Origin of the sequence: Rhizobium sp. CCGE 510, assembly GCF_000292525.1 — a bacterium.
GTDB lineage: Bacteria > Pseudomonadota > Alphaproteobacteria > Rhizobiales > Rhizobiaceae > Rhizobium.
The window spans coordinates 786791-808377 of sequence record NZ_AEYF01000045.1 but is presented as its reverse complement, the minus strand read 5'-3'; the positions used below and the strand labels follow the sequence as shown (position 1 = coordinate 808377).

The 21587-nt window shown below is 61.2% G+C and carries 19 protein-coding genes; 14 read left to right on the top strand and 5 right to left on the bottom strand.

Features of this window, described 5'->3' with window-relative positions:
* Nucleotides 1-103: 103 nt before the first annotated feature.
* From RCCGE510_RS27780 to RCCGE510_RS27770, 3 genes are read left to right on the top strand one after another with little or no spacing between them, the layout of a single operon-like run.
* Nucleotides 104-322: an MbtH family NRPS accessory protein gene (locus RCCGE510_RS27780; RefSeq protein ID WP_007635773.1), complete on the top strand. Its 219-nt coding sequence runs from the start codon at nt 104-106 to the stop codon at nt 320-322.
* A 20-nt stretch (nt 323-342) separates the two neighbouring features.
* On the top strand, nt 343-4329 hold the full coding sequence (locus RCCGE510_RS27775) for a non-ribosomal peptide synthetase (protein WP_007635772.1): 3987 nt from the start codon (nt 343-345) through the stop codon (nt 4327-4329).
* Nucleotides 4326-5684, top strand: a complete 1359-nt coding sequence (locus RCCGE510_RS27770; protein WP_007635771.1) for a SidA/IucD/PvdA family monooxygenase — start codon at nt 4326-4328, stop codon at nt 5682-5684. Before RCCGE510_RS27775 ends, RCCGE510_RS27770 begins: the two co-directional genes overlap by 4 nt.
* On the opposite strand, the gene RCCGE510_RS27765 is transcribed toward RCCGE510_RS27770, so the two are convergent.
* Nucleotides 5657-6373, bottom strand: a complete 717-nt coding sequence (locus RCCGE510_RS27765) for a 4'-phosphopantetheinyl transferase superfamily protein (RefSeq protein WP_007635769.1) — start codon at nt 6371-6373, stop codon at nt 5657-5659. The two genes, RCCGE510_RS27770 and RCCGE510_RS27765, sit on opposite strands and share 28 nt — an antisense overlap.
* Before the next feature lie 292 nt (nt 6374-6665).
* Here RCCGE510_RS27765 and RCCGE510_RS27760 point away from each other — a divergent pair, with 292 nt between their 5' ends.
* Nucleotides 6666-8543: a HAMP domain-containing methyl-accepting chemotaxis protein gene (locus RCCGE510_RS27760; protein WP_007635766.1), complete on the top strand. Its 1878-nt coding sequence runs from the start codon at nt 6666-6668 to the stop codon at nt 8541-8543.
* A 165-nt stretch (nt 8544-8708) separates the two neighbouring features.
* Here RCCGE510_RS27760 and RCCGE510_RS27755 read toward each other — a convergent pair whose 3' ends face one another.
* Together RCCGE510_RS27755 and RCCGE510_RS27750 are read right to left on the bottom strand one after the other, a co-directional pair.
* A complete protein-coding gene (locus RCCGE510_RS27755; protein ID WP_007635765.1) occupies nt 8709-9353 on the bottom strand; it encodes a DUF1109 domain-containing protein in 645 nt (214 codons plus the stop codon).
* Nucleotides 9350-9898: a sigma-70 family RNA polymerase sigma factor gene (locus tag RCCGE510_RS27750; RefSeq protein ID WP_007635764.1), complete on the bottom strand. Its 549-nt coding sequence runs from the start codon at nt 9896-9898 to the stop codon at nt 9350-9352. Before RCCGE510_RS27750 ends, RCCGE510_RS27755 begins: the two co-directional genes overlap by 4 nt.
* Before the next feature lie 186 nt (nt 9899-10084).
* Here RCCGE510_RS27750 and RCCGE510_RS27745 point away from each other — a divergent pair, with 186 nt between their 5' ends.
* From RCCGE510_RS27745 to RCCGE510_RS27705, 9 genes are all read left to right on the top strand, one after another.
* Nucleotides 10085-10333 carry a pentapeptide MXKDX repeat protein gene (locus RCCGE510_RS27745; protein ID WP_037079846.1) on the top strand — a complete coding sequence of 83 codons (249 nt, stop codon included), beginning with the start codon at nt 10085-10087 and terminating at the stop codon, nt 10331-10333.
* Nucleotides 10334-10480: 147 nt separating this feature from the next.
* Nucleotides 10481-11323 (top strand): cytochrome b/b6 domain-containing protein, encoded by an 843-nt coding sequence (locus RCCGE510_RS27740; protein ID WP_007635762.1) that lies wholly within the window; start codon nt 10481-10483, stop codon nt 11321-11323.
* Nucleotides 11320-12096, top strand: coding sequence for a molybdopterin-dependent oxidoreductase (locus RCCGE510_RS27735; RefSeq protein ID WP_007635761.1), 777 nt, complete (start codon nt 11320-11322; stop codon nt 12094-12096). The genes RCCGE510_RS27740 and RCCGE510_RS27735 overlap by 4 nt, the downstream gene beginning before the upstream one ends.
* Before the next feature lie 170 nt (nt 12097-12266).
* The gene (locus RCCGE510_RS27730) at nt 12267-13025 is read left to right on the top strand and encodes a FadR/GntR family transcriptional regulator (RefSeq protein WP_007635760.1); all 759 of its coding nucleotides are present in this window, start codon (nt 12267-12269) and stop codon (nt 13023-13025) included.
* A 28-nt stretch (nt 13026-13053) separates the two neighbouring features.
* Complete coding sequence (locus tag RCCGE510_RS27725; protein WP_007635759.1) at nt 13054-14028, top strand: sialic acid TRAP transporter substrate-binding protein SiaP; 975 nt, start codon at nt 13054-13056, stop codon at nt 14026-14028.
* A 250-nt stretch (nt 14029-14278) separates the two neighbouring features.
* A complete protein-coding gene (locus tag RCCGE510_RS27720; RefSeq protein ID WP_007635758.1) occupies nt 14279-14851 on the top strand; it encodes a TRAP transporter small permease in 573 nt (190 codons plus the stop codon).
* A gap of 4 nt (nt 14852-14855) precedes the next feature.
* Nucleotides 14856-16262 (top strand): TRAP transporter large permease, encoded by a 1407-nt coding sequence (locus tag RCCGE510_RS27715; RefSeq protein ID WP_007635757.1) that lies wholly within the window; start codon nt 14856-14858, stop codon nt 16260-16262.
* A gap of 10 nt (nt 16263-16272) precedes the next feature.
* Nucleotides 16273-17307 (top strand): L-idonate 5-dehydrogenase, encoded by a 1035-nt coding sequence (locus RCCGE510_RS27710; RefSeq protein ID WP_007635756.1) that lies wholly within the window; start codon nt 16273-16275, stop codon nt 17305-17307.
* A 259-nt stretch (nt 17308-17566) separates the two neighbouring features.
* The gene (locus tag RCCGE510_RS27705; RefSeq protein WP_052029508.1) at nt 17567-17767 is read left to right on the top strand and encodes a hypothetical protein; all 201 of its coding nucleotides are present in this window, start codon (nt 17567-17569) and stop codon (nt 17765-17767) included.
* Nucleotides 17768-17825: 58 nt separating this feature from the next.
* On the opposite strand, the gene RCCGE510_RS27700 is transcribed toward RCCGE510_RS27705, so the two are convergent.
* Entirely contained in the window at nt 17826-19133 is a 1308-nt protein-coding gene (locus RCCGE510_RS27700) for a GGDEF domain-containing protein (RefSeq protein WP_007635754.1), read from the bottom strand.
* Between the two features lie 152 nt (nt 19134-19285).
* On the opposite strand from RCCGE510_RS27700, the gene RCCGE510_RS27695 reads away from it, so the two are divergent.
* Entirely contained in the window at nt 19286-20932 is a 1647-nt protein-coding gene (locus RCCGE510_RS27695) for an HWE histidine kinase domain-containing protein (RefSeq protein WP_007635753.1), read from the top strand.
* 85 nt (nt 20933-21017) lie between these two features.
* Here RCCGE510_RS27695 and RCCGE510_RS27690 read toward each other — a convergent pair whose 3' ends face one another.
* A complete protein-coding gene (locus tag RCCGE510_RS27690; RefSeq protein WP_007635752.1) occupies nt 21018-21482 on the bottom strand; it encodes an Lrp/AsnC family transcriptional regulator in 465 nt (154 codons plus the stop codon).
* Between the last annotated feature and the right edge of the window lie 105 nt (nt 21483-21587).

The window sequence follows — 21587 nt, the reverse complement described above, 5'->3', positions numbered from 1 at the left end:
GGATTTAGGGGTAAGTGAAGAAAAAAATTCTCAGCGATTTTCTAAACTGCAGCCATCGGGATCCGTCATTTGCGCAAGACCATCATCACCGCAGGAGATGCGAATGGATAATCTTGAGCCTCACGACGATCTCTGGATCGCCGTCATCGACACCGAGCGCCACTACTCGGCCTGGCCGCAGGACAAACAGATTCCCACGGGCTGGGAGCCGGCCGGCTTTGCCGGTTCACGCCAGGAATGCCTGGCCCATATCCGTGACGTCTGGACGGACCCGCGCCCCCTCTCGCTGCGCTCGGCAATGGCCGGCGATGCGCGTCCCTGAATAACGTCCGGATCGTCAAGATGAACAAGCAAATCACCAATTTCGCCGATGCTTCCCCGACCGATGCTGCAATGGATGCGGTCTTCGAGAGCTTTCCACTGACGATCGCGCAGAAGCGGATCTGGTCGCTGGAGCAGATCGGCAATTACATCGTCTTTCCCGATCAGATCATCGGGTTGCGATTGAGCCCGGCGGTCGACCTTGAGACGATTGCCGGGGCCTGCCGGGCGCTCGTGGCGCAACATCCGTCGCTTGCGACGCGTTTCCGCCGGTTGGCCGGTGGCCGCGTCGAGCAGTACAGCGGCATGTCAACCGCAGTGCCGATCGAGATTGTCGGCGAAAGCGCCGCTCTTGACGAGCCGGATGCATTGGCCGCCGACAGAGCCTTCCGCGACAGGCGCTTCGATCTCCTCGGCGGTCCGCCGGCCCGTGTTCAGATTATCCTGCTTGCCGACGGGCATTCGCTTCTGACGATCGTTGTCCATCCCATCATCTGCGACGATCGCGAGAAATCCATTCTTGCCGGCTCCCTGACGCAAATTCTCGATGGCGCACCCGGCGAGATGCACCCGCCGGAAATCTCCGCTGGACTGCGGGAGGCTGATTGGCTGCAGACCAATCAGGCACAAGAATCCCTCTCCTATTGGAAGGATATCATCGGTTTCGACTCCGCCGCCTCGACCTTTCCCACCCGCTTCAACAGTGGCGGGCTTGCAGGTGTGGCGCGCGCTCAGCATCGATTCGCGATCGAGCCGGATCTCTGGGGCAAGCTCGAACGACATGCGCAGCACAAAGGGCATCAGGTCGAACGCGTGCTTCATGCCGTCTTTTGCGTGCTGCTGGCACGCTACAGCGGCAGCTATGCTTTGCAGACCGGGCTTCTGGTCGCGCGACCCCATAAGCAGCATCTTGCTGACCGCGGCCGTGCCGAACAGGTGCTTCCCCTGATTCTGTCGCTGGCATCGAGAAGTTCTCTCGACGATGTCATCGCGGCGATCTCATCGGCGACGGAAGAGGGGCAACGCCGGCTTGTGCCGCTGGAGCGCATTACCCAGGAACTGGTCGTCGACGAGGCGGCTGCCCAGGAAGCGGTGGTCAAGGCGCTGTTCGAATTCCGTGAATCCTATGCGGTACCCAGCCATGCCACAAATCTGGAGCCGCTGGGTGCACGCGCCGATAGCGAACTGTCCCTGGTGGTCGAAGCGCGTCTGGATAGGGCCGCATCCGGGCTGATCGATTATGCGCAGGATCTCTATGACGGCGCCCTGGTTGCCCGCGTCGCTCGACATTTCTGCCTCGTGCTTGAGCAGGTCGTCGCGCGGCCGCATCTGAGGATCAAGGATATCGAACTCGTCGGGGACGACGAGCTCGATTGGTTGTCGGCGCCTTACGAAGACGACGTCGTCAACGATGACAGGCCGGTGCATGAATTGATCGCCGCTCGTTCGCGCCAGACGCCGGAGAAAACGGCGATCGTCTATGGCGACGAGGAGTGGAGCCATGGCTGGCTGGAGGCGAGCACCAATCGCCTCGCGCATCGGCTGCGGCATCTCGGCGTTCGCGCCGAGGTGACGGTCGCCATATTCATCAAGCGTTCGCCGGAGGCCGTCGTCGGCATCCTCGCGACACTGAAGGCGGGCGGCGCCTATATTCCGGTCGAACCCGATCATCCGCCGGTCCGCAACCATCACATCCTGCGTGACGGCGGCGTCAAGATCGTTCTGACCCATAGCTGGTTGCGCCATCGGCTCCCGGAAGAGCTCGACACCATTATCCTCGAGCTCGACAAGCTCGACCTCGACGGCGAGCCGGATACGCCGCTCCATATTCCCACCCACAAGGATCAGCTCGCCTATGTCATGTATACCTCGGGATCGACGGGATTGCCGAAGGGCGTCGCCGTCGAACACGGCCCGCTGACACACCATCTGCAAAACACCTCGCGCGTTTACGGCATGAGTTCGGAATCCCGCGAACTGCCGTTCCTGCCCTTTAGCTCGGACGGCGGGCATGAGCGGTGGATGAACCCGCTGATGGAGGGCGGCAGCATCATCCTTCCCGATCAGCCGCTCTGGACGCCGGAAGAAACATTGACGGCGATGCGTAAACACGGCGCCAACAATGCCAGCATTCCCACGACCTATCTGCAGCAACTGGCGGAATGGGCGGATGTTACCGACGGCGCGCCGCCGATGCGGCTTTACTCCTTCGGCGGCGAGGGGTTGGCGCAGCCGACCTTCGATCTGCTGTCGCGGGCGCTGAAATCGGAATGGCTGATCAACGGTTACGGACCGACTGAAACCATCATGACGCCGATGGTCTGGAAGGTGAGGGCGGGCACGAAGTTCCAGGGGGTCTATGCTCCGCTCGGCCGGGCGGTCGGGCTGCGGCGCGTCTATGTGCTCGACCCCGACCTCAATCTGTGCCCGATCGGCGTGACCGGCGAGCTCTATATCGGCGGCGAGGGGATTGCGCGCGGTTACCTTGGCAAGCCGGACACGACGGCGGATCGCTTCATCCCCGATCCGTTCTCCAAGGAGGGCGGCCGGCTTTATCGCTCGGGCGACCTGACGCGTTGGCGCGATGACGGAACCGTCGAATTCGTCGGCCGTGTCGACCATCAGGTGAAGCTTCGCGGTTACCGGATCGAGCTCGGCGAGATCGAAGCGGCCCTCCTTCAGCAGCCCGGCGTCGGCGAAGCCCTGGTCGTCCTGCGCGATGACGATGCCGGCGAGAAGGCGCTGGTCGCCTATGTCGTTCCGAAGAAGGACGAGACGTTAAACGTCGAGACGGTCCGCGCCGGCCTCGAACGCAGCCTGCCCTCCTATATGGTACCGGCGGCCGTGGTCGGGCTGGAAAAGATGCCGACCAATCCGAACAGCAAGCTCGACCGTTTCGCGTTGCCTGCACCGCAGCCGGTCCGGCGCGAAATCGTCGAGCCGGCGACCACACTCGAAGAGGAAGTGCTGGATGTCTGGCGGCAAATTCTCAAGCTGGAAGCCATCAGCGTCGAGGATAATTTCTTCGCGATCGGCGGCAATTCGCTGGGCGCGATCCGCATCCTCTCGCAGCTCAGGCAGCGGCGGCCGAAAACACCGCTCACCGTCGTCGATATCTTCAACAACCCAACCATCCGCGCCTTTGCCGGCGTGATGGAGCAGGGCGCCGAACGGGATCTGTCGGAGGTCATCGTGCTGCGCGCTTCCGGCGCCAAGCCGCGGCTCTATTGCTTTCCGGGCCTTCTCGTCAGCACCCGCGAATATGTGAAGCTGGTCGATTATCTCGGCGCCGACCAGCCGGCGACCGGCTTCATTTGCCATTCGCTGTCTGAAAAGAAGGAGGTCGGCGCGCCGGTCGAAGACATCATCGGGAGCTATGTCGATTATATCAGGACCCATAGCCGAGGCGCGCCCTGCACTTTCCTCGGCTGGTCCTGGGGCGGGCTTCTGGCCTATGAGGCCGCGCGCGCCCTTGGCAACGAGGTCGACGTCAGGATGATGGCGATGGTCGATGTTTGCGACCTCGGATCGGAATTTGCGATCGGCGCCAAGCCGGGGTTCCGGCCGGGCGAGCGCGACGCGCTTCATCGGGACGTCGAGGCATGGCTTCAAAAGACGGCGATGCGCCCCGAATGGGACCGGCTGCTGTCGACGATGGACGCCGATACCTACGACCAGTTCCTGCGCTTCGTCGGCGACGAAAAGGACCCGCTGCCGGACGACGGGCCGGATATCAGCAGCCGCGAACATACGTTCTGGGTGCTGATCGACAATGCCCTGATCTTCCGCAAGCACAGCCTCGTTCCGCACGATGTGCCGATCTATCCCTGGGCTGCCGACGACAGCCTCAACCGCGGCCTCAACCTGATCGACTGGCGGCGCCTGTCGCCGCGGGCGCGGGCGGCCGAAATCATCACCGGCACCAACCATCTGCATATGATCGGGTCTCCCGCCTTCCACTCAAGGCTTGCCCTGCGTCTCAAGGAAACAGAGAAGGATATCGCATGACCGTCGCTTTTGCCCGCAGGGACGCCCTCAAGGAGCCGCTCGACGTTGCCGGCATCGGTATCGGTCCCTCCAATCTAAGCCTCGCCTGCCTGCTGGAGTCGGTGCCCGAGGTCGGCAGCCGTTTCTTCGAGCAGCGAGACTCGTTCGACTGGCATCCCGGCATGATGATGCCCGGCGTCGAGCTGCAGTCGTCCTTTCTGAAAGATCTGGTCACCCCGGTCCTGCCGACCAGCCGCTGGTCGTTCGTCTCCTACCTGGTTGCCCACAAGCGGCTCTACGCTTTCCTGAACGCCAATTATGACGCCGTTCCCCGGCAGGAGTTTGCACGTTATCTCGCCTGGGTCGCCAACGGCGTCGACGGCTTACGTTTTGGCGCGGAGATCCGCGACGTCGAGCACCGCGATGACCGCTTTGTTCTGCGCTTCGACAACGGCCAGGAGGAAGCGCGAAACCTGGTGATCGGCACGGGATCTTCGCCCTTCGTGCCCGACTGGGCAAAACCGTTTATCGGTGCCGATTGCTTTCATAACAGCGAAGCCAAATCGCGTCTTCGCGATCTCGGCGCCGGCCGCATCATCGTGGTCGGCGGCGGTCAAAGTGGCGGCGAGGTCGTCGAAGCTTTGCTTTCAGATGCCGGTTCCATCAGCGAGCTGACATGGATCAGCCGACGTCACAATTTCGAGCCGATCAACGACACGCCTTTTTCGAACCAGGTTTTCTCACCGGAATATGTGCAAGCCTATCTGAAGCTCACCGGCGAGCAGAAGCAGGCAGCTTTGAAGAACTCGATCCTGACCAGCGATGGCTTGTCGATTTCGACGATTCATTCGATCTACCGGCGTCTCTATGCGTTGCGCTATCTCGAACCGAACGATCTCAACGCCTCACTGGCGCCAAATCGCGATGTGATCCAGATGGAGCGGAACGGCAGCGCCTATCGGCTGATCGTCAGGAATCAATTCGATGGGGGGATAGAGGTGCTTCACGCCGATGCGGTGGTGCTGGCAACCGGCTACCGGTTCCGATTGCCCGATGCTCTCGGCTCGCTGGGTGAACGGATAACGCTCGACAGAAACGGCTACCCCGTCCTCAACGACGATTACACGATGCAATGGACCGGCCCGCGGGCAAACCGGCTGCTTGCACAGAATGCGGGCCGATACTCGCATGGTATCGCCGACTCTCAGCTCAGCCTGATGGCCTGGCGCAGCGCGATGATCGTCAATACGCTTCTCGGCCGGCAGCATTTCGATGCGGAACCGGACAATGCTCAGCTGGCCTTCGCGACGGAGACGGCTTCCGCGATGCCGCATCTGCTCCGGGCCGGCTATTCGGACGGCATGCTGTCGTCCTGAAATATCCGTGTAGAAATGCCGGGCAGTCCGGCTTCCGAGCAAGCAGTCAGTGCGACGATGTGCTGGCTGCCGCCTTCGACCATGCGGTGATGCCAGCGCCGATCGCGGTCGCCGCCCGCCATGAAAGGGATGCCATCCTTCCAGGAAAAGGCAATGTTGCGGGGATCCTCGCGCAGCCCGACGCCAAGTGCCTTCAGATGGCTCTCCTTGAGTGTCCAAAGTGCAATAGCCCCCCGCGCGCGTTCGTGCTCAGGCAATTGCGCGAGCCAGTGCCGTTCGTTCACACTGCAATAGCTCTCCCATGCCGCCTCTTCGATCTCGGCGTCGGCGCGTTCGCAGTCGATTCCAACGCAATCACATCCTGACGCGACCGCGACCACCACAAGGCCATCCGCATTGGCGAGGCTGAATTGTGGGGTATCGCGACCCTCGAGCCTCGGCTTGCCGTGCTTGTCCGGAGACAACAGGATCTTGCCCGGCAATTCCCCGCTATGCACGCTTAATAGCCGCCGCAAGAGATAGCGGCCGGCAACGAACGAAGCCCGATCTCGCTCAAACCGGTAGGTCGCGGCGCGCTCCCGTTCATCCGCTGAAAGTGACTGCATCCAGCGGTTCCAGTCCCGTTCGTTCTTGGAATAGTGCCAGAGGGCGATTTCAATGCCGGCAGGTTGGTTCTCTGATTGCTGCATGGATCCAGTATGTGTCCCCCGGAGCCGTTGGCAAGCATGTAGGTGCTTGCCAACGGCAGGGGAATTGCGTCAGGCGAGACATTTCGCTCGCCATGGCTGCTTTTTTTTGAAGTTTCCAGGAACTCTAAGTCGTGCTGCGATTCCAACTAATCGCGGAAGTGTCGGTCAGCGCAAAAGTTTTCTAAAAACGACACCGGTTCATTGTTTAGTTAATACTAAATTATTGAATCTGGTGCGAGATTTTGCACTAACCGGCAACCCGGTCATCCCATCTGTCTTCGAGGAGACCCGCATGAAGCGCCCCAGTATCAAGCAAGCCCTGATCGTGAAGCTGTCGATCATCAGCCTGTTCATGGTAGGCCTGTCCTATGTCTCGCTGAGCACGATTTCGACACTCCGTGCCAATACCGAGCAGATCGGGACCTTCTGGATGCAGCGGCTCGTGACCGCTCGCGAGATCAAGGATAATTTCCTTGAGCTGAAACTGGTCTACGCTCAGTACCTTCTGGAGGATACGGCGGAGGGACGGACCGTCGCACGGCAAAAAGTCGATGCCGCCGGCGCCGGCGTCGACAAGGTCGTCACCGAATACGAAAAGGGCGTCCGTACCGAGCGAGGTCGCGAACTGATCAATCAGATCAAACCTGAACTGAGCAAGTATCGCGGATTGGCAGAGCAGATGATTGCGCTGCAAAACAGTGACAAGGCATCCGACGCGGCTCATTTCTTCAAGGAGAATATGGAACCGCAATCCGAGCTGGTGGACAGGGCTGTGGGCGATCTGGTTGCTTTCATCCGCAGCCAGGCCGAAGGTTTTGTGGCCGCTAGCGATGGTTCCGCGACGTCCGCTTTCATGTTGACAGCCGCAATCGCCGCGCTCGCCGTGCTCATCGCCATGGCCGGCATCCTGTTTGCAATATTCGGCATCGCCAATCCGATCCGAAGCATTGCCTCCGCCATGAGGCGTTTGTCGGACGGTGACCTTGATAGCGACATACCCGGTGCCGGCCGCGCCGACGAAGTTGGCGAAATGGCCGGCGCCGTCGAAGTCTTCCGCCAGAACGCTCTCAATGTCGTCAGGCTTGAGAAGGAAGCGGCGGCATCCCGCAGCGAGAGCGAAGCAGTGCGCGCAGCAGCCCAGCAGCGCGCCGAACGCGAGGCCGAACAATTGCGCTTCGCAACCACGACCTTGGGTGGAGGCCTGCGCCGGCTTGCAGCAGGCGACATCTCCTTCCAGCTTTCGGAGCAATTTGCCGCCGAATACGAAACTTTGCGCGAAGACTTCAACGCTTCGCTCCGGCAATTGGGCGCGACGATCGGGGCCGTGCTCCAGACGGTACACAACATAGATAGTGGTAGCGGCGAGATCGCATCCGCTGCGCAGGACCTTTCCAAACGTACCGAACAGCAAGCAGCCTCTCTCGAGGAGACGGCCGCAGCTTTGGATGAGATCACGTCGAATGTGACGATGGCGTCCAAACGCACCGACGAGGCACGCAATGTGGCCCAGGAGGCCGATATCAGCGCTCAGCGGTCGGCAACTGTCGTAGCGGAGGCGGAACAGGCCATGCGACGCATCGAGGATAGTTCGGAGCAGATATCGAACATCATTGGCGCCATCGATGAGATTGCCTTTCAGACCAACCTGTTGGCCCTGAACGCCGGCGTTGAAGCCGCCCGTGCCGGTGAGGCGGGCAAAGGTTTTGCCGTGGTCGCACAAGAAGTCCGTGAGCTTGCCCAGCGCGCTGCTCAGGCAGCCAAGGAGATCAAAGGCTTTATCCAAAAGTCGTCAACCGACGTCAAAAATGGCGTGAAACTGGTTCTCGAAACCGGCACGTCGCTCAAGTCGATTGGCGAGCACGTCGTACAGATCAACCAGCTCATGGATGCGATTGCCACCTCGGCGCGCGAGCAGTCGACTGGACTTGCCGAGATCAATACCGCCGTCAATCATATGGACCAGGCGACCCAGCAAAATGCCGCGATGGTCGAGCAATCGACGGCTGCCGCCGCCTCTTTGTCCTCCGAGGCAGGCCGCCTGCGGGATCTGGTCAATCAGTTCCAATTGGACGGCGACAAAAGCGCAGCGGGCGTGGAGCGCGGCGGGCGGGCCTTCGAAGGCAACATGCCAATCCGGCTGGTCGGTCCGCGACGCGTAACGCAAAGATGAGCACGACTGACGTCCGATCAGATACACGAGAAAACCGCCCTGCGTTTGTCGCGAGGCCGATACGGTCAGCACCGAGCTGCTCTTGCATCTCAGCGACAAAGGGCTGTCGTGTTCGACGTCGATATTGGTTTGCAGCCTACCCGACGTCGATGCGCCGGAGAAGATCTACCAGCGCAGCAGGCGCGGGCCGGTGACGGCGCCGAGCGCGCCGGTGAGCAGGATGCCGAGGGAATACCAGATCAGCACGAAGGGCATGCCGTTCTCGGTGCAGAACCAGGAATAGACCCAGGCGCCGGCGGCTCCCGCGGCAAGGCCGGCGACGAAGCCCGTCAGCCGCAGATCCGAGGGCGCCGCGCGGCGCAGTGACCAGACGGTGCCGGCATAAACGGGCATCGCGAATCCGAGGATCAGCAGCGGGCAATGGAGCGCCGAGGAGCCAAGGATCAGCACCGGGTAAGTCTCGGTCGGGGCCATCATCAACTGGGCGGCTGCCACAGCTGCCATGGCGGCGATGACCAAGGCAAGCCAACCGAAAAAGCGACCCTCGAAACCGTCGGGGCGGGAGAGCCGATAGACGGTGAGGAAGGCTGCTATGGCAATCAGCGCATTATAGGCCGACTTGATCCAGAAGACCGGCAGCATCAGCACGTCAGGCATATCGACCCGCGGACCGAGAACGAGCAGCATCAATAGCAGGGAGAGCCCGAGGGCTGGCACGATGCCGAGCACAAAGCGCCGCCACAGCGCATAGCGCGGCACCGGCGTCAGGTCGCTCACCAGGCGTTCGATGATGTCGTCCGTCGTTGTCACGATGCGCCTCGCAATCTCTCTCCCAGCGCCTTGAGCGCCCGGTGGATGCCGACCTTCACCGCCGATTCAGACTGGCCGGTGCGGCTTGCGGTGTCGGCAACCGACTGGCCCTCCAATTTCACCAGTCGGATCAGCTCTTGCTGTCTCAGTGGCAAGCCGTCGAGCAACCGTTCGACGTCCATGCGGGCCGTCAAGCTATCCTCGCTGAAGTCGCCTTCGATTTCCTCGCCAAGCTCGGTCTCTGCCAGCCTGCGTCCGCCGCGACCGCGATGATGGTCGATCAGCTTGTAGCGGGCGATCGAGAAGAACCAGGCCGTGAACGGTCTTTCTCGGTCATAGGTGGATCGGCGGGAATGCAGTGCCAGCAATGTCTCCTGGATCAGGTCTTCCATATCCGCTTTCGTCGCCGCGGCCATCCTGCGGCTGTAATACCCGACGAGCAGCACGCGCAAAGCCGCCAGCAAACGCCGATAGGCCGCCTCGTCCCCGTCAAGGGACAGAAGCATCAATGCTTTCAGGGCTTCTTCCGAATGGGCGGTTGTCATGCTGTCGGGGAGTTCATTCGCTGGAAGCGGCCAATCGGTTACAGGGAAGGATCAAAAAAGTAACGGCATCACAGCTCTATCACATGCGCGTGAGACTGTAACGCATCCCGACGCTCTCTCGAATAGCTTGGTGTGAGCCATCGGCAGGCCGCCGGCGGACACGAAATCCATTTCCAGGAGAGTTCCATGACCAAGCTTTTTTCCAGCCTCGCAGCCTGCACCTTTGTCGTCGGTCTGTCGCTCGCAGGCGTCGCATCGGCTGAGGACGCGATGAAGACCGATGCGATGAAGAAGGACACTATGGAGAGCAGCAAGATGTCGAAGGATGCCATGAAGATGTCGGGCACCAAAAAGGACTGCACGCACAAGGCGGGCATGGAAAAAGACGCGATGAAAAAGGCCGACATGATGAAGGCCTGCGACGCGATGAAATAAGCGTTTCCTATCTGCGCGGCCGCTGAAACTTTCTACAGCGCAGCGCGTCTTTTTAGACGTGCAAAGGACGCTGTAGCACTTGAATTATGCAGCAGTCGGCGGCCGCGTCTTCTTGTCCCAAAATGTCCATTCATCCGGAGAACAATCATGGCGACGATCGATGCCGGCACGAAAACCGGGCGCATGCTTGTCTACCGCCACACCCTTGCCGTGCGCCTGTCGCATTGGGTGAACGTGCTGTGCCTCACCGTGCTGCTGTTCAGCGGCCTGCAGATATTCAATGCGCATCCGGCGCTCTATTGGGGCCAGTATGGCGCCGACAACGACCCGTCCTTCCTCTCCCTGGAAGCCGTCGAAGATGGCAATCAGGTGAAGGGGTTGACGCATGTCGGTTCGCTCACCTTCGATACGACAGGCGTCCTCGGTCTTTCGAATGTCGACGGCGAGGCGACAGCGAGGGGGTTTCCCAGCTGGCTTACCCTTCCAAGCTATCAGGATCTGTCGACTGGTCGGCACTGGCATTTCTTTTTTGCCTGGCTATTCGTCCTCAACGGCCTCGCCTATCTCCTCTATGGGCTGATCAGCCGGCATTTCCGCCGGGATCTCGCCCCTGAGGGCGCGGAGCTGACACTCGCGCATCTCGGTCATGAGGTCGTCAACCATGCCCGGCTGCGTTTTCCCAAGGGAGCCGAGGCACGCCACTACAACACGCTGCAGAAGCTGACCTATCTCGTGGTGATTTTTCTGCTGCTGCCGTTGATGGTTGCGACGGGGTTGACGATGTCGCCGGGTTTCAATGCCGTGGCGCCCTGGCTGCTCGATATATTCGGTGGGCGGCAATCGGCCCGCACGCTGCATTTCCTCACGGCCTTCTCGCTCGTCGCCTTCGTCGTGGTGCATGTCGCCATGGTGATCCTATCGGGTGTCTTCAACAATCTGCGTTCGATGATCACCGGCTACTACGCCATCGAACGGGGAGATGAACAATGAGCCGCCTCATCAGCCGCCGCCGCTTCCTGATCGGTTCGACCCTAACAGCGTCCGCACTGGGATTGAGCGGCTGCGACGCACTGGTCGAAAGCGACCGGACGAAGTCGGTCCTGAAAATCGCCGAAGGGTTCAGCATGAAGGCACAGCGCTTCCTGCAAGGCGACAAGGCGCTGGCCCGTGAATTCAGCGAGGCGGATCTCTCACCGGTCTTTCGCTCGAACGGCACCAGCATGCCTGACAACCCGCAATATCTCGAATGGATGAGCCAGCAGTTTTCGACCTGGAGACTTGATATCGGTGGACTGGTGGAAAAACCGGCTCAGCTCTCGCTTGCCCAGTTGAAGGCGATGCCGTCGCGCACCCAGATCACCCGCCACGACTGCGTCGAAGGCTGGAGCGCCATCGGCAAATGGACGGGCCTGCCGCTCGGCGCCCTGCTGCAATCGGTCGGGCTGAAGCCCGAGGCGCGCTATATCGTGTTCCATTGCGCCGATGAATACGAAAAGACGCTGGATGGTACCGGCTGGTACTATGAGAGTGTCGATCTGGTCGACGCCTTCCATCCGCAGGCGATCCTTGCCTATTCGATGAACGGCCGTGACCTGGAAGTAGCGCATGGAGCGCCGCTGAGGCTGAGGGTCGAGCGGCAGCTCGGTTACAAGCAGGCGAAGTATCTGACCCGCATCGAAGCGGTCGCGGATCTCGGTCGGCTTTACGGTGGCAATGGCGGGTTCTGGGAGGATCGCGGCTACGAATGGTATGCCGGCATTTAACTCGCAGGCAGGTCGGACTGACGCTCGGCATCCCGATCTTTCGCGCAGACTCCTGTTTAAGTTTTATGCGGCAGATTGACGCACAACCTCGGCGATGATACCTATGCGCCAATTGGTCAGGCCAGTTGACCAGATGCGTGCTTGAGGAGAAGCTCGCCGGGAGGCCCAGGATGTTTTCGCCTGTTGAATCACGCCGCCTCTACAGGCAGGTGGCCGACCAGATCCGTTTGATGATCGGCAGCGGCGAGCTTGCCGTGGGTCAGCGGCTGCCCGCCGAGCGCGACCTGGCGGAACAACTGTCGGTGTCGCGCCCGACCGTCCGCGAAGCGCTGATCGTCCTGGAGGTCGAAGGTCTCGTCAATATCCGTATGGGATCCGGCATCTACGTGCTGCGCCAGCATGCGGCGAGTGTGGCTGGGAGCGAGCGCGAGCCGGTGGAGGGGCCCTTCGAGCTGCTGCAAGCGCGCGCCATCATCGAATGCGCCATTGCCGAAGAAGCCGCAGGATGCGCTTCGCCCGAAGGCGTCGCCCTGCTCGATGAAGCACTGACGCGTATGAGCGGCGGCGTCAACGATGCGAACACGGTGCTTGCCGCCGATCGTGCCTTCCACACCGGCATTGCCGCAATCGTCGGCAATGCGACCCTGATCCGGGTAACGGGCGAGATGTTCGACATGCGCATGACGCCTTATTTCGCCAAGCTCGCCAGCCACTTCGAGGGGCCGGGAACATGGCGCATCGCTGTGGACGAGCATCGGGCCATTCGCGACGCGATCGCCGCCGGCGATGCCGCGGGCGCCAAGGCGGCCATGCGCGCCCATCTCACGATGTCGCAGAAGAGGTTTTCCGAGAGCTTCGGGGAGGAGTTTTCGGGAGAGGAGGAGCGCGGCCGCAGCACGCGGCCTGCGAAAGGAACGGCCAAGACTTGAGACTTAACTGAACTCGGAGGAGAGAGCGATGAAGAGCAGACTGGCAACGATACTTTGCACCGCAGCGGCGATCATGGCGACGACGGCGGTCGCGCATGCTGAGACAGTGCTGAAATGGGCGCATGTCTATGAAACGTCCGAGCCCTTCCACACGGATTCCCTCTGGGCCGCGGAAGAGATCACCAAGCGCACCGACGGGCGCTACAAGATCGAGGTCTATCCGGCCTCGCAGCTCGGCAAGGAAGCCGATATCAACCAGGGCCTCAAGCTCGGCACGGTCGATATCATCATCTCGGGATCGAGCTTTGCCGCACGCGACTACAAGCCGATCGGCGTCACCTACTTCCCCTATATTTTTCGCGGTCCCGATCACCTGATCGCCTACACCAAGAGCGATGTCTTCAAACGCCTAGCCAAAGGTTATGAGGACAAAACCGGCAACCATATTGCCGCCGTCAGCTATTACGGCACGCGCCATACGACCGCAAACAAGCCGATCGCCAAATGTGCCGATATGCAGGGCTTGAAGATCCGCGTACCCGACGTTCCGGCCTATCTCGCCATGCCGCGGGCCTGCGGCGCCAACACCACGCCGATCGCCTTCGCCGAGGTCTATCTCGCTTTGCAGAACGGCACAGTCGAGGCACAGGAAAACCCGCTGACCACAATCGAGGCGAAGAAGTTCTACGAAGTCCAAAAGAACATCATCCTCACCGGCCACATCGTCGATCACCTCAACACGGTGGTCTCGAAGACGCGGTGGGCGAGCCTGTCCGACGAAGACAAAAAGATCTTCGGCGACGTCATGCAGGAGGCAGCCGAGCGCACGAGCAAGACGATCGCCGGCAAGGAAAACAGCCTGATTGCAACGTTCAAGGAAAAGGGACTGAACGTTGCCGAGGTCGATAAATCTGACTTCGAGAAGACCGTGATGGAAAAGGTCAAGTTCGAGGACTTCGGCTACGAGAAGGCCGATTGGGAAGCTATCCGCGCGATCCACTAAATCCGTTCGGTTCGCGCCTGCGGCTGCCCCTCACCCTAACCCTCTCCCCGTAAAAGGGGACGTGCCCCGCGAGACGTTGGCGAGGGATGGAGAGGTTGCCGCGTCACCCCTTCGCCCCGTTTGCGGGGAGAAGGTGGCGGCAGCCGGATGAGGGGCCGCACCTCCCGGCAAGGGACAGGATTCATCAACAAACTTGGGTCGCGCCGCTCAATCGCCGCGCCCTTCTTCCCCAACCGGAACAAGGCCGATCATGTCGCAAGAAATACACACGCAAATCACGGCCGAGGAAATCGGTCACGAATTCGAAGGGCATGCGCCGACCGCAAACATAGCTGACTACGCCATCGAAGACTGGATCACGCTGATCGTCTTCTGGCTGATGGCGGGCTGCGTCTTCCTGCAGTTTTTCACGCGCTATGTGCTGAACGACAGCTATGCATGGACCGAGGAGATCGCGATCAACTGCCTGATCGGCGTGGTCTTTCTTGGCTCCGTCATGTGCGTGCGCACCTCGCGGCATATCCAGGTGGACGTGTTTTATCACTACATGCCGGCGGGGCTTGCCCGCGTGCTGGCGACCGTCGTCGACATCGTTCGCATCGGCTTCTTCGCCTATGGCTGCCACCTGATGTGGCGCTATGTCGATATTGTCGCCGACGAGCAGATGGTCACCGTCGAGCTGCCGCGCAACATCGTTTTTTACTCCGTTCTCGTCGCCTTCGTGCTGATGCTGATCCGCGCGGTCATCGTCTTCATCGCCAATATCCGCCGCGGCTACTCCGTTCTGGAGCGCCCGGAAGAATTCCAGACTGTCGAGGATTGATCCGATGCTGTTGCTTCTTGGCTCGTTTCTGGTGCTGATGCTGATCGGCGTGCCCGTCGCAATTTCGATGGCCGTTGCGTCTGTGCTTTACATCGTTCTCTACGGCGTTGCGCCCGACATCATCGTCGCCCAGCGCATGATCGCCGGTGTTGAAAGCTTCCCGTTGCTGGCCGTGCCGTTCTTCATCCTGGCAGGCAATCTGATGAATTCGGCGGGTGTCACCGGTCGCATCTATTCCTTTGCGGTCGCACTCGTCGGCTGGATGAAGGGTGGGCTGGCGCAGGTCAATATCATCGGTTCCGTCATTTTCTCCGGCATGTCGGGCACCGCACTTGCCGATGCGGCCGGTATCGGCACGATCGAGATCAAGGCGATGAAGGACCACGGCTATCCGGTCGAGGCCGCGGTCGGTGTGACGGCGGCGTCGGCAACGCTCGGGCCGATCTTCCCGCCCTCGCTGCCTTTCGTGATTTACGGCATGATGGCGAACGTCTCGATCGGCGCACTTTTCATGGCCGGCATCCTGCCCGGCATCGTCATGACGTTGCTGATGATGATCACCGTCGCCGCCTTTGCCTATTGGAAGCGCTGGGGCTCGGACGCGCCCTTCGATGTAAAGCAACTGCTGTCGGCGGGAATGGAAATCGTCGTCGTTCTGGCGGTGCCCGCAGCAATCTACCTGCTGATGCAGGCGGGCGTATCGATGAATGCGGCGGCGGGCATAGCCCTTGCCGCGCTTCTCGCCCTCGACTGGTATTTCGGCTTTTCTGCGGTCATGGCGCTGATGACACCCGTGATCCTGATCGGCGGCATGACGATGGGCTGGTTCACGCCGACTGAGGCGGCCGTCGCGGCCGTCCTGTGGTCGCTGTTCCTCGGGCTCGTGCGCTACCGCACGATGACATTCTCGACACTTGCCAAGGCAAGCTTCGATACGATCGAGACGACGGCATCGGTTCTCTTCATCGTCACCGCCGCCTCCGTCTTCGCCTGGCTGCTGACGGTGAGCCAAGCCGCAGCACTGTTGTCCGATGCGATCCTGTCGATCACCGACAATAAATGGGTGTTCCTGATCCTCGTGAACCTGCTGATGCTCTTCGTCGGCTGCTTCCTGGATACGATCGCGGCCATCACCATCCTCGTGCCGATCCTGCTGCCGATCGTCGCCAAGTTCGACATCGATCCGGTGCAGTTCGGCCTGATCATGACGCTGAACCTGATGATCGGCCTGTTGCATCCGCCGCTCGGCATGGTGCTTTTCGTGCTGTCGAGGGTGGCGAAACTCTCGGTCGAACGCACGACAATGGCGATCCTGCCATGGTTGGTGCCGCTCTTCCTGGCGCTGATTCTGATCACCTTCGTGCCCTCCATATCGCTCTGGCTGCCGGAGCAGATGGGGCTGCTGAGATAGGAGGGACACGATGCACACACGTCTGGCGCGGCTTTACCAGAAGGGCGATCTCAGGATCGAAACCGACACCGTCCGGGTCCCCGCTCCGGGCGAGGTGCTTCTCAAAATGGCGGCCGCAGGTATCTGCGGTTCGGATCTGCATTATTATCAGGATGGCGGCTTTGGGCCAGTCAGGGTTCGCGAGCCGATCATACCGGGCCACGAGGCTTCGGGAGTCGTCAGCCAGGCAGGCGAGGGCGTCGACCTCAAGGCCGGCACGCTGGTGGCGGTCAATCCGAGCCAGCCCTGCGGACATTGCGAGTATTGTGAGAAGGGCTTGCCGATCCATTGCCTGGAGATGCGCTTCATGGGCAGCGCGATGCGGCTGCCGCATGAGCAGGGCATGTTCCGAGAATGGCTGGTGGTGCCGGCCAGGCAGTGCTTCGAGGTGGCGGCCGCGACCACCGCCGCGGAAGCCGCCTGCAGCGAGCCCCTTTCGGTCTGCCTGCATGCCGCATCGCGCGCAGGCGATATCACAGGCAAACGCGTCCTCGTCACCGGTGCCGGCCCGATCGGCGCCCTGACGGTCGCCGTCGCGGCTTATCACGGTGCAGCCGAGATCGTGGTGACCGATCTCGCGGATGCGGCGCTGGAGAGGGCCAAGGCGATGGGTGCCAGCCAGACGATCAACGTTTCCCGGGATGCCGCAGCGCTGGCGCAATTCGAGGCAGGGAAGGGCTATTTCGATCTCGTTTTCGAATGCTCGGCCGCCGCACCCGCCATCCGCAGCGCCATCGCCGCCATCAGGCCACGCGGCACGATCGTGCAGGTCGGCGTCACAGGAGAGATCCCGATCCCTCTCAACGCCATCGTCGGCAAGGAGCTTCACATCCTCGGAACGCAGCGCTTCCACGAGGAATTCGCCACCGCTGTCGACCTGATCGCGAGCCACAAAATAGACGTCCGTCCGATCATCAGCCACAGCCTGCCGCTTGAACAGGCCACTGCAGCTTTCATTCTTGCTGGTGACCGCAGCGCCGCCTGTAAGGTCCAGCTTACGTTTTAGCGGTTGGGCCGGCCGCCGGCACCCAGTCGCGAAAAGCCCGATGACTCCTGGCGCCGATCGTCGTCAGCGGCTGCGGCGGCAGCGAAACCGGTTCGGCCAGGCGGCAGTAGACGCGGCCGAGATCGGCCTAGAGGGTCGCCTCAGGGGTCTCACGATAAGGTGCGATACCGTACCGAAACAAAAAGGCCCCCGCGTCGTTACCGGTCAACCCGCGCAGGAGAATTTCCGTGCCGGGCGTGCATCCGCATTGGAGCAGGACATGGATACGGCAACGCAGTGGGCGCTTCTTCTCGGTGCCCTGACATTGGCGAGCTGGATCGCCGGCGGGCTGACGGCCGTCTTCGGAAACGTGGAGCCCGGTCATCCCCGACAAAAAGCAGCGGAATATCTGATGTTCGGGCTCAACGCCGCGGGCCTCGTCTCGGCAGTCGCCATGGTTGCGATCCTGGTGATCCGATGACGTCGATCAGCCGGTGGCCACAGACGAGAACGTCCCGCGATCGTCGAGCGCCCCTGTTCTAGCGGCGGGCGGCGATCTGCTCCGTGGCGGACGGCACAGCCTGCTGTGGCCGGCGAAAGACGCAGACCTGATTGCGTCCCGCTTCCTTGGCCCGATAAAGCGCCATGTCGGCCTGGTGCTGGAGATTGGCCAGTGAAATGTCGGTATCGAGAGCCGATTTCAGGGCTACTCCAACGCTCAGCGTCACCGACGGGCCGACACCGGAGGAAGGGTTTGGAAGGGCGGCGGCTTCCACGCTCTCGCGTATTCGCTTTGCAACCGCGACGGCCTCCTCTTCTTCGGCATCCGGAAGCACGATTAAAAACTCCTCGCCGCCATGGCGCGAGACGAGGTCGCGATCGGCCCGCACGCAGCTCTGGATAATGCCGGCAACCTTGACGAGGCAGCGGTCGCCCTCGCCGTGACCGAGCTTATCGTTGAGTGCCTTGAAATGATCTATGTCGCACATGAGCATAGCTGCGACGACGCCGGTTTCACGGTCGTCGCGCCACAGACCCTCGAGCGTTTCCATCATCCAGCGGCGATTGGCAATTCCCGTCAGTGGATCGGTTCTGGCCAGCCGCTCCAACCTTGCATTTGCATCGGCAAGCTCCGCGACCCGGTTCCGATCCCTGCAGTCCAGCAGAAATGTCTTTTGCGCCAGGATGTTCATCGTCCGCCGGGCAACGACGGTCGCGATGATCCCGCAGGAAAAGAACAACGTCGCGGCGACGACACCGCCCGTTTCCAAAAGGGGGTTGTACCATTGAAGGATGAAATAGAGGCAGAGGGCATAACAGGCGATCGCGATCGTCCATGGCAACGGCACACTAAAGATGGTGATTGCACTTGTTGCGACGAACAACATGATGTTCAAATGCCGCTCGTAAAACTCCCCTCCGGCAAAGACGCCGACGAGTGCGACCGAGAGAAGAATGACAGACATTCCCGCAAGCAGCGACGCTCGCTGAACCGTTGCGGCGCGCGGTTTACTCCAGACGACCGCCGCACAAATTGCTGCCGGCGGCAAAAGGCAGGCGGGGGCGACCATCGACAGGACGACGGGGTGGGGAAGCAGAATAGCGTTCAGCGCCAGCGTCAGAACATCGACGAATGCCACCCATATCATCCAGGAGCGGATGACCTTCGCCGTCTGCCGCCATGACCTTTCGTCGAATCGGCGACGCAGATCTCCTGACAGGCGGATATCACGGGTTCGGCCGGATAAAAGACGTTCGACCTCATCCACCATCGCACCAGTCAGGGGCCGCGACGAGAAAGACCCGGCTGCAGAACCTTCGGAGGGCGTGCTTTTGGCATCATTCATTCTTGGATTATCTAGCCGCGATCGAAAGTTCGGCAAGGTTTGCGCGCGGACGTCCGGATTCGTGCGTTGATATTTTGTAAACAAGTTAACCCGCGTGATCTGGGCCGGAGCGTCTCGATCATGCTACGAACCCTCGTCCGAGAGGGAACAGGATGAGACTCAAGCTGGTTGCAGTTGCGGTCGCGGCGCTCGCGCCGGTGGTTGCGATGCTCGCCTACAACGAAGTCGCGCTCCGCCATCAGCGCAATGAAGAGGTGCGCGCATCAGCAGCGCAGGCGGCTAGGCAAGCATCGTCGGAAGTCGAAAGGATTGTGGAGGGCCTGCATGCCCTTCTCGTGTCGGTGTCGGCCATGCCTTCGGTCCGCCATCTCGACATCCAGGCTTGCAACGAGGCTCTCAAGTCGGTCGCCGAAAGCATTCCGAACATTCGCACCATCTTCGTCGTCGGCCTCGATGGACGACCCGTCTGCGGAAGCATGGCCTTTCCGGACGGCGTGGTGTTCTCCGATCGCGATTACTTCCAGCAGACGATCGAGACCAAACACTTTTCCGTCGGCACCTACACGCAGAGCCGCCTATCCGACAGCCCCGTCCTGCCGCTTGCGATGCCTTTGATGGAAGGCGAGACCGTCAAGGCCGTCATCGTCAGCGGCATCCGGCTGGACTGGCTGCAGAACCGCGTCACCGAGCGCGGCGTCGCGCCGGGTAACGCGGTGACGATAGCCGACGGCAAGGGAAACATCGTCGCGCGCGTTCCCGCTCCGGAACAGTTCGTCGGCACTGTCATACCCGACGACTACCAGCACCTGATCCACGCCGAACAGCCCGACGTGATCGAGGTGATGAGCCAGGATGGAACAGCGCGCATCCTCGGCTATCGACCGATAGCGCTGCCTTCCAGTCCCCTCTATGTCAGCGCCGGTTTCTCGAAACCGGAGGCTTTCGCCCCAATCAACCGGGCGACGCTGATGAATACGCTCGCCATCATCGGCGGCGCGCTTTTCGCCTTCCTCGCCGCGATCTTCATCGGCAACCGCTTCATCCTCGTGCCGATCTCCAGGATCGCCGAGGTGATGGAGAAGTGGCGCGGCGGCCAGACGACGGCGCGCACCGGCATGAGGGGGCCGGACGAGTTGGAGGTCGTCGGCGCTACCTTCGATCGGCTGCTCGACGAACTCGACGAGCGCAGACGTCGCAACGAGCAGGCCGAGGAGGAGCGATCCCTGCTCGTCCGCGAAATGGCGCACCGGGTCAAGAATGGCTTCGCCCTCGTTCAGGCGATCGCCCGGCAGACCTTCTCGCGCTCCAATCCGGAAAGCTACAGCGCCTTTGCCGAAAGGCTGGCGGCGCTCGCCAGCACATATGATCTGATCTTATCGCGGGAGGGATCGGCCGCGCCCATCGGGGAGATCATCGCCGCCGCCTTGCGGGCGCACATCGCCTCGGAGGAACGTATTCGTCTTAATGGCCCCGACGTGGTTCTTCCCGCCGACATCGCCCTGCCGCTTTCACTCGTACTCCACGAACTGGCGACCAATGCGACGAAGTACGGGAGCCTGGGGAGCGAGCAGGGAAGCGTCGCCATCGAGTGGAAGCACGATGATGAGCGTGTCCTTCTCGTCTGGACGGAAACCGGTGGGCCAGCAGTGTCGACGCCGACGAAAAGAGGCTTCGGCTCCGTCCTTATAGAGCGGGCCTTTTCCTCCAAAGCGCGGGCGCAATCCAGGTCGGACTACCGGCCCGAAGGGCTCGTCTTCGAAATTGTCTTCTCAACCGGGGAGCCGGCAGGCGGAAGGTAAAGTCCAGATAGGAATATCATTCGAGCAGATATGCCGGGAGGCATGAGCGGTGGCGCCCTGTGCATTTCGACCAGCGCGGTGTTGTTCAGCGCCTGCCCCTGGTGCGCGTCGCCAGAACATTGCGGATCGAGAAACTGGAATGAATCCTAAGGACCCCGGGCAAGGTCGATAGTATCTCCTTGTGGATCCGCTCGAACTCGCCGGCACTGGCGACCTCCACGCGCAGCAGGTAGTCGGAGCCGCCCGTCATCAGAAAACATTCGCGAATCTCCGGATGCCGACGGACCGCCGCCTCGAAGCGGTCGAGATGGTCCTCCGTCTGCCGTTCGAGGGTGATGTTGATGATCACGGCGATCATCTCATCGGCATTGCCGGTCTCCACCAGCGCCGTATAGCCGCGGATCACGCCTGATTTTTCCATGATCTTGATGCGCCTGAGGCAAGCCGACGGCGACAGGCCGATCTGGCCTGCGAGTCTGGCATTGCTCATACGGGCGTCGAGACGCAGCAGTCTCAGTATATTGCGGTCGGTCGCGTCGAGAGCCGGCATGATTGATCATTCCAATTATGAGCAGATTATGCGGACATTATCGCAATAACGCAATAATCAACGAATAAATGATCGGCAATTTCGTTCATTATTTCATAGACTCCC